Source organism: Streptomyces sp. NPDC043427, from assembly GCF_056436655.1.
The window spans coordinates 89,780-102,374 of the sequence record NZ_JBWKCC010000030.1 but is presented as its reverse complement, the minus strand read 5'-3'; the positions used below and the strand labels follow the sequence as shown (position 1 = coordinate 102,374).

The 12,595-nt window shown below is 69.0% G+C and carries 11 protein-coding genes and 1 pseudogene; 5 read left to right on the top strand and 7 right to left on the bottom strand.

Features of this window, described 5'->3' with window-relative positions; genetic code table 11:
• Positions 1 to 61 precede the first annotated feature (61 nt).
• Complete coding sequence (locus AC067M_RS35395) at positions 62 to 649, top strand: TetR/AcrR family transcriptional regulator (RefSeq protein WP_478701134.1); 588 nt, start codon at positions 62 to 64, stop codon at positions 647 to 649.
• Between the two features lie 23 nt (positions 650 to 672).
• On the opposite strand, the gene AC067M_RS35390 is transcribed toward AC067M_RS35395, so the two are convergent.
• Positions 673 to 1,227, bottom strand: coding sequence for a M23 family metallopeptidase (locus AC067M_RS35390; protein WP_478701133.1), 555 nt, complete (start codon positions 1,225 to 1,227; stop codon positions 673 to 675).
• Between the two features lie 345 nt (positions 1,228 to 1,572).
• On the opposite strand from AC067M_RS35390, the gene AC067M_RS35385 reads away from it, so the two are divergent.
• The gene (locus tag AC067M_RS35385) at positions 1,573 to 4,518 is read left to right on the top strand and encodes an NACHT domain-containing protein (protein ID WP_478701132.1); all 2,946 of its coding nucleotides are present in this window, start codon (positions 1,573 to 1,575) and stop codon (positions 4,516 to 4,518) included.
• Positions 4,519 to 4,682: 164 nt separating this feature from the next.
• A complete protein-coding gene (locus tag AC067M_RS35380; RefSeq protein ID WP_478701131.1) occupies positions 4,683 to 5,336 on the top strand; it encodes an HAD family acid phosphatase in 654 nt (217 codons plus the stop codon).
• A 78-nt stretch (positions 5,337 to 5,414) separates the two neighbouring features.
• Here AC067M_RS35380 and AC067M_RS35375 read toward each other — a convergent pair whose 3' ends face one another.
• Positions 5,415 to 7,940, bottom strand: coding sequence for an ATP-dependent Clp protease ATP-binding subunit (locus AC067M_RS35375; protein WP_478701130.1), 2,526 nt, complete (start codon positions 7,938 to 7,940; stop codon positions 5,415 to 5,417).
• 430 nt (positions 7,941 to 8,370) lie between these two features.
• Between AC067M_RS35375 and AC067M_RS35370 the strand changes: the two genes are divergently transcribed.
• Entirely contained in the window at positions 8,371 to 9,042 is a 672-nt protein-coding gene (locus AC067M_RS35370; RefSeq protein ID WP_478701129.1) for an SCO3374 family protein, read from the top strand.
• On the opposite strand, the gene AC067M_RS35365 is transcribed toward AC067M_RS35370, so the two are convergent.
• From AC067M_RS35365 to AC067M_RS35350, 4 genes are all read right to left on the bottom strand, one after another.
• Positions 9,021 to 9,356: a histone-like nucleoid-structuring protein Lsr2 gene (locus AC067M_RS35365; protein ID WP_133933351.1), complete on the bottom strand. Its 336-nt coding sequence runs from the start codon at positions 9,354 to 9,356 to the stop codon at positions 9,021 to 9,023. The genes AC067M_RS35370 and AC067M_RS35365 overlap by 22 nt on opposite strands.
• Before the next feature lie 266 nt (positions 9,357 to 9,622).
• Positions 9,623 to 10,156, bottom strand: coding sequence for an amino-acid N-acetyltransferase (locus tag AC067M_RS35360; protein ID WP_133933350.1), 534 nt, complete (start codon positions 10,154 to 10,156; stop codon positions 9,623 to 9,625).
• Positions 10,157 to 10,165: 9 nt separating this feature from the next.
• Positions 10,166 to 10,591, bottom strand: coding sequence for a BlaI/MecI/CopY family transcriptional regulator (locus AC067M_RS35355; protein ID WP_478701128.1), 426 nt, complete (start codon positions 10,589 to 10,591; stop codon positions 10,166 to 10,168).
• Positions 10,592 to 10,744: 153 nt separating this feature from the next.
• Complete coding sequence (locus AC067M_RS35350; protein WP_478701127.1) at positions 10,745 to 10,924, bottom strand: hypothetical protein; 180 nt, start codon at positions 10,922 to 10,924, stop codon at positions 10,745 to 10,747.
• Positions 10,925 to 11,447: 523 nt separating this feature from the next.
• On the opposite strand from AC067M_RS35350, the gene AC067M_RS35345 reads away from it, so the two are divergent.
• Positions 11,448 to 11,720 (top strand): hypothetical protein, encoded by a 273-nt coding sequence (locus AC067M_RS35345; RefSeq protein ID WP_478701126.1) that lies wholly within the window; start codon positions 11,448 to 11,450, stop codon positions 11,718 to 11,720.
• On the opposite strand, the pseudogene AC067M_RS35340 reads toward AC067M_RS35345, so the two are convergent.
• Positions 11,713 to 12,413 (bottom strand): annotated as a pseudogene (locus AC067M_RS35340) (hypothetical protein). The gene AC067M_RS35345 and the pseudogene AC067M_RS35340 sit on opposite strands and share 8 nt — an antisense overlap.
• Positions 12,414 to 12,595: the final 182 nt, after the last annotated feature.

Below are 12,595 nucleotides of genomic sequence, written 5' to 3'. Positions count from 1 at the left end.
AAGTAGCCCCGTAACTAGCCGGGCGTCAAGTAAGTTTTGAGTGGGGTACGGGAGCACCAGAATGGGCGGCACGATGGACGGCACCAAGCGACAGCGGCGCGGCAACACGCGCCAGCGCATCCAGGACGTGGCGCTGGAACTCTTCGCCGAACAGGGCTACGAGAAGACCTCGCTGCGCGAGATCGCCGAGCACCTGGACGTCACCAAGGCGGCGCTCTACTACCACTTCAAGACGAAGGAAGAGATCATTGTCAGCATATTCCAGGACCTGACGAAGCCGATCGAGGATCTGATCGAGTGGGGAGCGGCCCAGCCCCACACCCTGGAGACCAAGCACGAGATCGTACGGCGTTACAGCGAACACCTCGCCGGCGCGACCCCGCTCTTCCGCTTCATGCAGGAGAACCAGGCGACGGTGCGGGAACTGCAGATCGGCGACTCGTTCAAGGACCGCATGCGCAGCCTGCGCGACATCATCATCGACCCGGACGCCCCCCTGGTCGACCAGGTCCGCTGCGTCAGTGCCCTCTTCACGCTGCACGCCGGCATGCACTTCCTGAACGACCTCGAAGGCGACCCGGAGGACAAGCGCAGGGCCGTCCTCGAGGTCGCCGTCGATCTGGTGACCCAGGCACATCAGGGCACCTGATCAGCTGGGGCCGGTCAGGCCGGTCAGACCTTCACGCCCTTGGAGTGCAGGAACGCGACCGGGTTTATCGCCGAGCCGTAGTTCGGGGACGTACGGATCTCGAAGTGCAGGTGCGGGCCGCTGGAGTTGCCGGTGTTGCCGGACCGCGCGATCTCCTGACCGGTCTTCACGATCTGGCCGACCTTCACCTCGATGCGGGAGAGGTGGGCGTACTGGGAGTACGTCTTGTTGCCGTGCTTGATGACGATGGCGTTGCCGTAGGCGGGGCCGTCACCGGCGCCGTTGCCGCCGGCCTTGACGACCGTACCGCCGTGCGCGGCCATGACCTTGGTGCCGCTCGGCACGGCGAAGTCCTGCCCGGAGTGCTTGTGCGCCCACATGCCGCCGGCCTGGTTGAAGCTCGCGCTGAGCTTGTACTTCGCCACGGGGTCGATCCACGAGGCGGCCGACGGGGCCCCCGCGGCCGACGCGACCCCGGTTCCCAGCACGACGGACACACCGACGGCGGCGGTCACACCGGCCACCCGGGTGCGGAGCGTGGACGTACGAGCAGAACGGGACGAGACGCGCTGGAACATCGAGACCTCATGGGGAAGGGGACAGAGGAAACCACGCGGCGGACGGACATCCGCCGAATGGGCCATCCCTTGGTAACCCCGGGGCGTGAATACGCCCAAATGTGTGACCTACGACGAAATCTAGTACTAAACGTCTAGATCACACCTTTATTGACATAAGGCCTATCCGGCACCGAGCCGCTCAGGGCACGGGAATTGCGGCATGGGACCTATGCATAAAGTCCGTTTTGCCCTTATTTTCGCCATCACTATTCCGCGTAGTACCGGACAAATCGGCTGTGCGGCATGTCACCGGTGCACCGAATCGAAAGACTCCTGAATGTGACGGGGACTACGCTGCACGGCATGGATCCCGCGGTCATCGGCACGCGCCTGGCATCGAGCGTGATGGGCCCGCTGGTGAAGCGGCTGTTCGTACGCCAGGACCCCGGGGCAGGGCTGGTCGACCGGCCCGTACGACTGTCCTCGCTGGTGTCCTTCCGGGGCGAGAAACGGGCGCTGACCGAAACGGACGTACGGAAGATCGCCGCCGTACTGGTCCGGCAGGCGGTGGAGTCGCCGGGCGAACCGCCCTTCCCCGCGGACGAGGTGACGGCCGTCACGGACGCCCTCACCGCCAAGCTGCTCGCACTGGGCGACCTCGACATGGACGACGTACAGGCCGTCCGCCTGGGCCATCGCGAGCTGGCCCGCGAACTCCACCGCCGCTCACCCACGCGCGATCTGACCGCCGACGCCTCCCTGTTCCTCGACTCCCTCACCGAGTGGGCCTGCGCCCACGTCGTGAACTTCTTCACCCAGCGGTCCACCTTCGTGGCGCGCACGCTGGTCGAGCAGAGCCGTGGACAGGCCGAACTCATCGCCAAGCTCGACGAGTTGATCACCCGCACACCCCGCCGGGACACCCGCGACACGGCCTTCGAACGGCAGTACCTCGCGTACGTCGGCCGCAAGCACGGCAAGTTGCTGATCTACGGGGTGGACCTGGTGAACTCGCCGGGGAAGTGGCCGTTGGACGTGGCGTATCTGAGCCTGGAGACGCGCGGCACGTGGTGGACCATGTCCTCGCCGATGCAGTGGGAAGACTTTCTCCCGCCTCAGCGCATCGTCGTCGAAGAGGTCGACCCCGCCGACCCGTGCCACGCGGTGATCCCCGTCGAGGATCTCCCCCTGGGCTCACTTCCGCCGGAGACCGCCCCCCGCCCCGCCGACGAGGCCCTTGCCGCTCACGACCGCGTCCTCCTGCGCGGCGAGGCCGGGTCCGGCAAGACGACCCTGGTGCAGTGGCTCGCCCTCTCCACCGCCCGCCAGGACACCGATGGCCGTATGGCCTACCTGCGCGACCGGATCCCCTTCGTGCTGCCGCTGCGCACCCTGACCCGGCACGGCGAACGCCTGCCCGCCCCGCGGGACTTCCTCACCGCCGTCGGCGCCCCGCTCGCCGGGGAGCAGCCGGACGGCTGGGAGTCACGCGTGCTCGGCGCCCGACGCGGACTCGTCCTGGTCGACGGCCTCGACGAGATACCCGAAGGCGAACGGGCCCTCGCCCGCACCTGGTTGGCCGACCTGATCGAGGCCTATCCGGGCAACCGATGGCTGGTCACCTCCCGCCCGTCGGCCGTGCGCGAGGACTGGCTCGCGAACGAGGGGTTCACCGAGCTCACGCTTTCCCCGATGCGGGCGCAGGACGTGGCGTCGTTCATCAGCCGCTGGCACGCGGCCGCGCGGACGGGCGGCGGCCCCGAGGAGGACGCCGCCCTCACGGTGTACGAGAACCAGCTCCTGCACGCCGTCCGGGCCAAGCCGGACCTCGGGCGGCTCGCCACCAACCCGCTGATGTGCGGCCTGCTCTGCGCCCTGCACCGCGACCGGCGCGGTTTCCTGCCCATCGGCCGCAAGGAGTTGTACGAGGCCGCGCTCACCATGCTGCTCGCCCGACGCGACCGCGAGCGCGGCCTGCCGGGCCCCGAGCTGCGGGAGGAACCGCAGTTGCAGATCCTGCAGCGCCTGGCCTACTGGCTGATCAAGGACGGCCGTACGGAGATGGCCCGCGACCGCGCGCTCGCCGAGATCGGCAAGGCGCTGCCGGCGCTGCCCGAGATGGCGGCGCTCGGCGATCCGGGTGCCGTCCTCGCCCATCTCCTCGCCCGCAGCGGCCTGTTGCGCGAGCCCTCAGGCGACACGATCGACTTCTGCCACCGCACGTTCCAGGACTTCCTCGGGGCCCGCGCGCTGCTCGACGAGGGCACCTTCGGGATGGTCCACAAGCACGCGGCGGACGACCAGTGGGAGGACGTCATCCGCATGGCGGTGGCCCAGGGCCGTCCCCGCGACCGGGTGGAGATCCTGCGCCAGCTGCTGCGCGACGACTCCCCGCGCGCGCTGCTGCTGGCCGCGTCCTGCCTGGAGCAGGCCACTGAGCTGGACCCGTCGGTACGGGCCGAGATAGAGAACGGTGTCGGGCGCCTGGTTCCGCCGCGCACGGCGGAGGCGGCCTACGAACTGGCCTCCGCCGGGCCCCTCATCCTCGACCTCCTCCCGGGCCCCGAGGAACTGGCTGCGCCGCAGGCCGACGACGCCGATCCGGCGCGCCTGTGCGTTCTGACGGCGTCCCTGATCGGAACCGACGCGGCCATCCCGTACCTGGCACGTTTCTGCGACCACCCTTCCTGGCGAGCGCGCAAGCAACTGTCCGGGAGCTGGCACCGGTTCGACACCGAGGTATACGGCCGCGAGGTCATCGCCCGCCTCCGCCATGACGACCTGTACCTGGTCGCGCACTCTCCCGCGGAGCTCGCCTGCCTCCACGGCATGGGCGGCCGCCCCTGGCTGCAACTGGAGGGGGACTTTCCGGCCGAGGCCCTCACCGCCCACCTGGAACCGGCCCAGCTCACCCGTCTCGACCTGCGGGGCAGCATCACGGACATGTCCGTGCTGGGGCGGTACACCCGCCTGGTGGCCGCGTACGTCACCAACTGCGCGAGCGACGCCCCGCTGACCGCCCTTGAGCGGCTTCCCCGGCTGCTCCAGCTGGGCCTGTCCGCCGAGCACGCCACCGAGGCCGCCCACGCGGGGCTCTGTCTTCCCCAGGTCCGCACCCTTTACCTCTATGACCTTTCCTCGGGCGGTCAACTGGCTTCCTTGCCCGGCGCCTTCCCGTCCCTGGACGTCCTCAGCGTCTTCGCCCGGGACGGATACGAACCCCGGGGGGAGCGCGCCCTCCTGGCCGAACTCTTTCCGGGCACGTCCGTGCGCGTCACTGAGGCCGCGCACCGCAGGACGTACGAGTGAGGCCCAAACCCTTTGTGAGCCTCACCACAAACGCTGACCGACCCATGTGAGCGCTCTCCGACCTGCCGCTACCGTCCAGTAACCCGCTGGTTCCCCTCAAGCCATTCCCATCCACCAGCATGCCCACGACATCGGCAGCGCACGGACGCGAGAGGACCCCCACCATGACCAGAGGCACCTGGACGCGCAGAATTGGCATGACCGCGATAAGTGCGGTGGCCGTCACGGCGATGGCCGTCCCCACCGCCGCCCAGGCCGCGACGACCACCGGCACCTCCACGGTCGCCGCCACCACCACCACCGCCACCACCGCCGCCGCTGAGGACGTCGACTACGACACCTGGCAGAAGGACTGCCAGGCCGTCATGGGCCAGGCCCTGCCGTACCTCAAGCAGCGCATCGCCGCCACCAAGCCCGGCGAGAAGCAGGCGATCGTCCTCGACATCGACAACACGACCCTGGAGACCGACTTCGGCTTCAGCTACCCGCAGCCGGCCAACAAGCCGGTCCTCGACGTCGCCCAGTACGCCCAGGATCACGGCGTCTCGCTGTTCTTCGTCACCGCCCGCCCCGGCATCATCTCCGGCGTGACCGACTACAACCTCAAGTACGTCGGCTACAAGGTCTCCGGCCTCTACGTCCGCGGCTTCCTCGATCTCTTCAAGGACGTCGCCGCCTACAAGACAGCCCAGCGCGTCAACATCGAGAACAAGGGCTACACGATCATCGCGAACATCGGCAACAGCGCCACCGACCTCTCGGGTGGCCACGCCGAGAAGACGTTCAAGCTGCCGGACTACGACGGACAGCTGTCGTAACGCGGGCTGTCGCCACTCTGGGCACGCGAAGGGGGCCGGTGCTCGAAAGCACCGGCCCCCTTCGGGCGTTCGGACCGCTTACACGTCCTTGCTCAGGTTCGGCCCGGCACCGCCGGCCGCCTGCTCGATCGGCGGGACGTCGGGCAGCGCCGACTTCTCCTCACCCCGGAAGGTGAAGGTCTTGGCGTCGCCGTCGCCCTCGGTGTCCACGACCACGATGTGACCGGGGCGCAGCTCGCCGAAGAGGATCTTCTCCGAGAGCGTGTCCTCGATCTCGCGCTGGATGGTGCGGCGCAGTGGACGCGCACCCAGCACCGGGTCGTAGCCCTTCTTGGACAGCAGCTCCTTGGCGGTCTGGGAGAGCTCGATGCCCATGTCCCGGTCCTTGAGGCGCTCGTCCACCTTGCTGATCATCAGGTCGACGATCCGCAGGATGTCCTCCTGCGTCAGCTGCGGGAAGACGACCACGTCGTCGACGCGGTTGAGGAACTCGGGGCGGAAGTGCTGCTTGAGCTCGTCCGACACCTTGTTCTTCATGCGCTCGTAGTTGGACTTCGTGTCGCCCTGGGCGGCGAAGCCCAGGTTGAAGCCCTTGGAGATGTCCCGGGTGCCGAGGTTGGTCGTCATGATGATGACCGTGTTCTTGAAGTCCACGACCCGGCCCTGGGAGTCGGTCAGGCGACCGTCCTCCAGGATCTGCAGCAGCGAGTTGAAGATGTCCGGGTGGGCCTTCTCGACCTCGTCGAAGAGGACGACGGAGAACGGCTTGCGGCGGACCTTCTCGGTCAGCTGACCGCCCTCTTCGTAGCCCACGTATCCGGGGGGCGAACCGAAGAGACGCGACACCGTGTGCTTCTCGCTGAACTCCGACATGTCGAGGGAGATCAGCGCGTCCTCGTCGCCGAAGAGGAACTCGGCGAGCGCCTTGGACAGCTCGGTCTTACCGACACCGGAGGGGCCGGCGAAGATGAACGAGCCACCGGGACGCTTCGGGTCCTTCAGACCGGCGCGCGTACGGCGGATCGCCTTCGACAGCGCCTTGACGGCGTCGACCTGGCCGATGACCCGCTTGTGGAGCTCGTCCTCCATGCGCAGCAGGCGGCTCGACTCCTCCTCGGTCAGCTTGAAGACCGGGATACCGGTCGCCGTGGCGAGGACCTCGGCGATCAGCTCGCCGTCGACCTCGGCGACGACGTCCATGTCGCCGGCCTTCCACTCCTTCTCCCGCTTGGCCTTGGCGGCCAGGAGCTGCTTCTCCTTGTCGCGGAGGGAGGCGGCCTTCTCGAAGTCCTGCGAGTCGATCGCGGACTCCTTGTCACGGCGGACGCCGGCGATCTTCTCGTCGAACTCGCGCAGGTCCGGCGGCGCGGTCATCCGGCGGATACGCATCCTGGAGCCGGCCTCGTCGATCAGGTCGATCGCCTTGTCCGGCAGGAAGCGGTCCGAGATGTACCGGTCGGCCAGGGTGGCGGCCTGGACCAGTGCCTCGTCCGTGATGGAGACGCGGTGGTGGGCCTCGTACCGGTCACGCAGACCCTTGAGGATCTCGATCGTGTGCGGCAGGGACGGCTCGGCGACCTGGATGGGCTGGAAGCGGCGCTCGAGGGCCGCGTCCTTCTCCAGGTGCTTGCGGTACTCGTCCAGCGTGGTCGCACCGATGGTCTGCAGCTCACCACGGGCCAGCATCGGCTTCAGGATCGAAGCCGCGTCGATGGCGCCCTCGGCGGCACCCGCACCGACCAGCGTGTGCAGCTCGTCGATGAACAGGATGATGTCGCCGCGGGTGCGGATCTCCTTGAGCACCTTCTTCAGGCGCTCCTCGAAGTCACCGCGGTAGCGGGAGCCGGCGACCAGCGCGCCGAGGTCCAGGGTGTAGAGGTGCTTGTCCTTGAGGGTCTCGGGCACCTCGCCCTTGACGATGGCCTGGGCGAGGCCCTCGACGACGGCGGTCTTGCCGACGCCGGGCTCACCGATCAGGACCGGGTTGTTCTTCGTACGGCGGGACAGCACCTGCATGACCCGCTCGATCTCCTTCTCGCGCCCGATGACCGGGTCGAGCTTGGACTCACGAGCGGCCTGGGTGAGGTTCCGGCCGAACTGGTCGAGGACCAGGGACGTCGAGGGCGTGCCCTCGGCAGGCCCGCCGGCGGTGGCGGTCTCCTTGCCCTGGTAACCGGAGAGCAGCTGGATGACCTGCTGCCGCACCCGGTTGAGATCTGCGCCCAGCTTGACGAGGACCTGGGCGGCGACGCCCTCGCCCTCGCGGATCAGGCCGAGCAGGATGTGCTCCGTGCCGATGTAGTTGTGGCCCAGCTGAAGGGCCTCGCGGAGCGACAGCTCCAGGACCTTCTTGGCACGGGGGGTGAAGGGGATGTGCCCGGACGGGGCCTGCTGGCCCTGGCCGATGATCTCCTCCACCTGCTGGCGGACCGCCTCGAGCGAAATCCCGAGGCTCTCAAGGGCCTTGGCGGCGACACCCTCACCCTCGTGGATCAGGCCCAGGAGGATGTGCTCGGTGCCGATGTAGTTGTGGTTGAGCATCCGGGCTTCTTCCTGAGCCAGGACGACAACCCGCCGCGCGCGGTCGGTGAACCTCTCGAACATCGTTAATCGCTCCTCAGAGCGGTCAGGCAGTGGGGGGAACTTCCCCTCCCTGTCCTTCCGCAGCTTAGTCCCGCAAGCGGGGACCGCTCATTCCAACTGCCGACACCGTCGATGGCCTCCTGACCCCGAACGCCGACATCTGCTCCAACCCGATGGTGCGAGACGATGTTCCCGCAGGCCAGACAGTTACCCCAGTCGCCAGTACGCCGATGGCGAACGTGAGACGTCCTTTCCTGCATGTCGCCCCCTCCCACTAGGGATGTCTTACCCGCTGGGACTGACACTCCATGCCGCACGCCCCGGTTCCCTCCGCTATGGGCGAACAACCTTGCGTCCCCTCACGCCCCCGCGGGCCGCCCCGTTCGACACGCTGCGCATCCTTGTGAACACCCAGCGTAACTTCGAGGCTCTTTCGACGGTTGGACTTGGCATGACTGGTTCAGTCCCCACGCTCTCCACCACCTCTCTCCCCGTCCCTCTTCCCCGTCGGCCGCTCGACCCGACCGACAGAATCCGGCGGTGGTACGAGAACGAACTGGGATGGACAACGGTGCCCGGGGGCCCGGGGACTCCGCTGAGGCTCGCCACGGGCCTCAGCTTCGACGTGCTGGACGTGCCGGCCGAGGCGGGTGTCGCGGCCCTACGGCGGCTGGGGCCCGGGGCGCCGGTGGCCGTGCGGGCCGACCGGATGCAGCTGCTGGTGGCCGCGGGCGGCGCGGAGGAGGTGCCGGGGCTCCTCGACTGGCTGGAGTGGGGCGAGCTCCCGCTGGACCTGGTGCCGATCGGCGCGGGCGGGGCGATGGAGGCGCCGTTGGAGGTGCCTCTGGGAGCGCCGTTGGGCGGGTCACGGGACGCGCCGCTGGTGGTGCCGTCGCCTCATGCGACGCCCCCGCCTGCGAGGGCGGGAACGGCAACGGGGGCCGCCAGGTGGCTGCGGCCCCCCGTCCCGGGGTGCGAGGCCGAGGCCGCGCTGCCGACGCTGTCGGCCCTGGGGGGCGGTGGGGGCGCCCCCGATCTCGTGCGAGTGGTGAACACGGTGGCGACGCAGTGCCACCGAATCCGGCTTCAGCGCGCGTGCGCTCAGCCGTTGGCCTTCTCGTAGGCCTCGCGAATGGTCGCGGGAACACGGCCGCGGTCGTTGACCTCGAATCCGTTCTCCTTCGCCCATGCGCGGATCTGAGCGGTGTCCTGGCTGCCGCTCGAAGCGGCGCGCGCCTTTCCACGCCCACCCGAAGCACGGCCTCCGGTACGACGCCCGCCCTTCAGATAGGGATCGAGAAGGCTGCGCAGCTTGTCCGCATTGGCAGTCGTCAGATCGATCTCGTACGTCTTGCCGTCCAACGCGAACGTCACGGTCTCGTCTGCCTCGCCGCCGTCGAGGTCGTCGACAAGAAGGACCTGAACCTTCTGTGCCACCGGATTTCCTTTCATCGATAACGTGAGGGCCCGGGGGTGCGCGGCGTCCCCGTTTCGCCGTCCCCTGTTATATGCAGTACTGCAGTACGTCGGAAAGCAAACCGCTTTTCCCTGAAAAACACAAACCCCCGACAGAGACCGGCAGCCCTCCCCCGGCCCGGAAACGTACGCGTTTCGGACATAGGGCACCTCGGCCCGGGCGTCCGGGCGAATACGTCCTTGTCGACGTTGCCTTGTCGACGTTCCCTTGTCCGTGTCCTTGTCGATCACAGATGCAGAAGCATCCGGCTGTTGCCCAAGGTGTTCGGTTTCACTCGTTCGAGACCGAGGAACTCCGCGACACCCTCGTCATAGGAACGCAGGAGCTCCGCGTAGACATCGGTGTCGACGGGGGTCTCACCGATCTCCACGAAGCCGTGCTTGCCGAAGAAGTCCACTTCGAAGGTGAGACAGAAAACGCGGCGAACGCCCAGCCATCGCGCGGTGTGCAGCAACTTCTCCAGCAACTGGTGGCCGACGCCGGCGCCCTTCAGGCCCGGCTTCACCGCGAGTGTGCGGACTTCCGCGAGGTCTTCCCACATCACGTGCAGTGCGCCGCAGCCGACCACCTCGGCGTTGTCGTCACGTTCCGCGACCCAGAACTCCTGGATGTCCTCGTAAAGGGTCACCGTCGCTTTGTCGAGCAGGATGCCGCCGCGGACGTACGCGTCAAGGAGACGACGCACGGCGGGGACATCGCCGGTCCGGGCCCTGCGGACGGTGATGGCTTTAGCGGGGACTTCGGGGCTCTCTGCGGACATGAGCGGACGCTATCGCCCGCCCGCCTCCGTTGCCGAGCCGGGGTTCTCCTCGGTGGCTTCACTCGGTTGTGCGGGTTCGGGTGTTTCCGGGCCTTGGACGATCCCTACAGCGACCCGCAGGGCCTGTCGCTGTTCCTCGCTCATCATGCCGAAGAAGGCGACGAGAGCGGCGGCGGGGTTGTCGCTCTGCGACCAGGCGTCGTTCATCAGGGCGGCCGCGTAGGCGGCCCTGGTGGAGACCGCCTCATATCGATAGGCCCGGCCTTCCGCCTCGCGGCGCACCCAGCCCTTCTGATGGAGATTGTCCAAAACGGTCATCACCGTGGTGTACGCGATGGACCGTTCCTGCTGAAGGTCTTCCAGGACTTCTCGAACGGTCACCGGGCGGTTCCACTTCCACACCCGCGTCATGACCGCGTCTTCGAGTTCTCCCAATGGGCGAGGCACACCTCAGAACAATAGTGGGAGATCTCGCCAATGGCGTGCCGGACGTGCACTTTCAGCAGCAAACAGGAACAAAAAGGGCGTACGGCTCGGATGGGGCGGCGATTTCGCCCCGGGAGCCGTACGCCTCAGAAGCGGGCGCCGTCAGGCGTCGATGCCGGCGGAGTTCTGCCTCGCACCCTCCGCCCGCGCGAGCGCGGCGTCCACGACGGCGTCCTCCTTGGCCTTGTTTGCGCCGCCCTGGGTCTTCACGATCACCCTGATCACACCGATGAAGAACACGGCCATCACAACCGGGGGCACGAGCGCGGAGACGTAGTCCATGGATCCAGAGTAGCTACGGCGGGGGTGGGGGTTGGCTCGGGGGGAGCAAAGCGGAGGGGGTGGGCAGCGGCAGGGGCCGGGCAGCGGGATGGGGCTGAGCCGCCCCGGGGGCCAGCCAGCAGCGGGTGACGGTGCCCCCTGGGGTCGACAGCGGGGCGACACCGCGCACCCGGCCCGCGCCGGCCCTGCGCGCAGGAGTGCATCCTCGGCTGCGCCGCCGCACGCGGGCCGGCACGGGCCGGGGGGCAGGGGGTGACCACAGCCGGGGGCAGGGGCACTGGGCGGGGGCATACGAGCCGGGGCGTCCGATGCCCGCTGGTCGAGGGAGTCAGCCGGCTGCCAGTTGCTGCGGAGGGTTGCCCGGGGGCGGAGTCGGCTTGCGACGGGGGAAGACCTCGCCCGGGGTGGGGATCGGGCGGCGGGCCGGGCCGGGCTCGGCGGGGGCCGGCTTGGGGGTGGGGGCGGGAGCAGCGGGCTTCTCGGCGGGCTTCTTCTGCGGCTTCGGCGTGGGGCGTTCCGCCGCGTGGGACAGGTCACCGTGACGGCCGTCTGGGACACCGTCAGGAATGCCGCCGGGAACTCCGCCGAAAGGGCCACTGGAAAGGTCACCGGAAAGACCTCCTGGAAGGGCCAGGAGGCGGGTGCGGGACCCCGGAACGGCCGGGGCGGGCCGCGCTACCGTACGGGGCGGCTCGGCGGCCTGACGGAGCGGCTCGGCGGCCTGACGGACAGGCTGGGCCGTCTCGGCAGGAGGCCGGTCGGCCCGAGGGGCAGACTGGAAGTCCTGGTCAGGTGACTGCGCGACCTGGCCGGGAGGCTGGACGGCCCGGCGGGGCAACTCGTTGGCCTGGCGGGGCGGAGCGGCCCGGTGAGGCTGCTGGATGACCTGACCGGGAGGCTGGACGGCCAGGTGAGGCTGCTGGATGACCTGGCCGGGCTGTTGGACAGCCCGTTCGGGCTGAGCGCCGTGGTGAGGCTGCTGGACAGCACGGTCGGGCTGAGCGCCATGGCGAGGTTGCTGGATGACCTGGCGGGGCTGAGCGGCCTGGCGAGGCTGCTGGATGACCTGGCGGGGAGGCTGGACAGCACGGTCGGGCTGGGCGCCCTGGCGTGGTGTGCGGTGGGCCAGGCGGGTGCGTGCGTCGCGTTCGGCGAGGGTTTGGCAGCGGGGGAGGAGGGTGGCCGCCTTGGGGTTGCCGCGCAGGGCACGGAGGGCGGCGAGGTCGTCGGGGGCGGGGCAGTAGCCGGTGCCCAGGACCTCCTCCAGGAGTGCGAGGTATCCGGCGACGGCGCCGGGCAGGGCGGCGCGGTACCGGGCGAGGTCGGCCACCAGGAAGGCCCGCAGCCGGGCGCCCTCGCGCATCGCCTCGTCCAAGGACTCGGCGAGACGGTGACAGTCCTGTACGTCCTCGGGCGAGGCGGGGCCGGGGTGAAGGGCGAGGGCGAGAGCGCGGCGGAGCACACGCAGCTCCTCCGCGCCGAACGCCATGCCGCCGCGGGATCCATATGGCGTGGGCATGCGGCGACGATACGCGCTAATCGGACAAATCAGACAGAGGGGACCGGGTGTGGGGGGGGGGGGGGGGGGGGGGGGGGGGGGGGGGGGGGGGGGGGGGGGGGGGGGGGGGGGAGGGGGGGGGGGGGGGCGTCCCGAGGGCGGAAAGGCGCCGC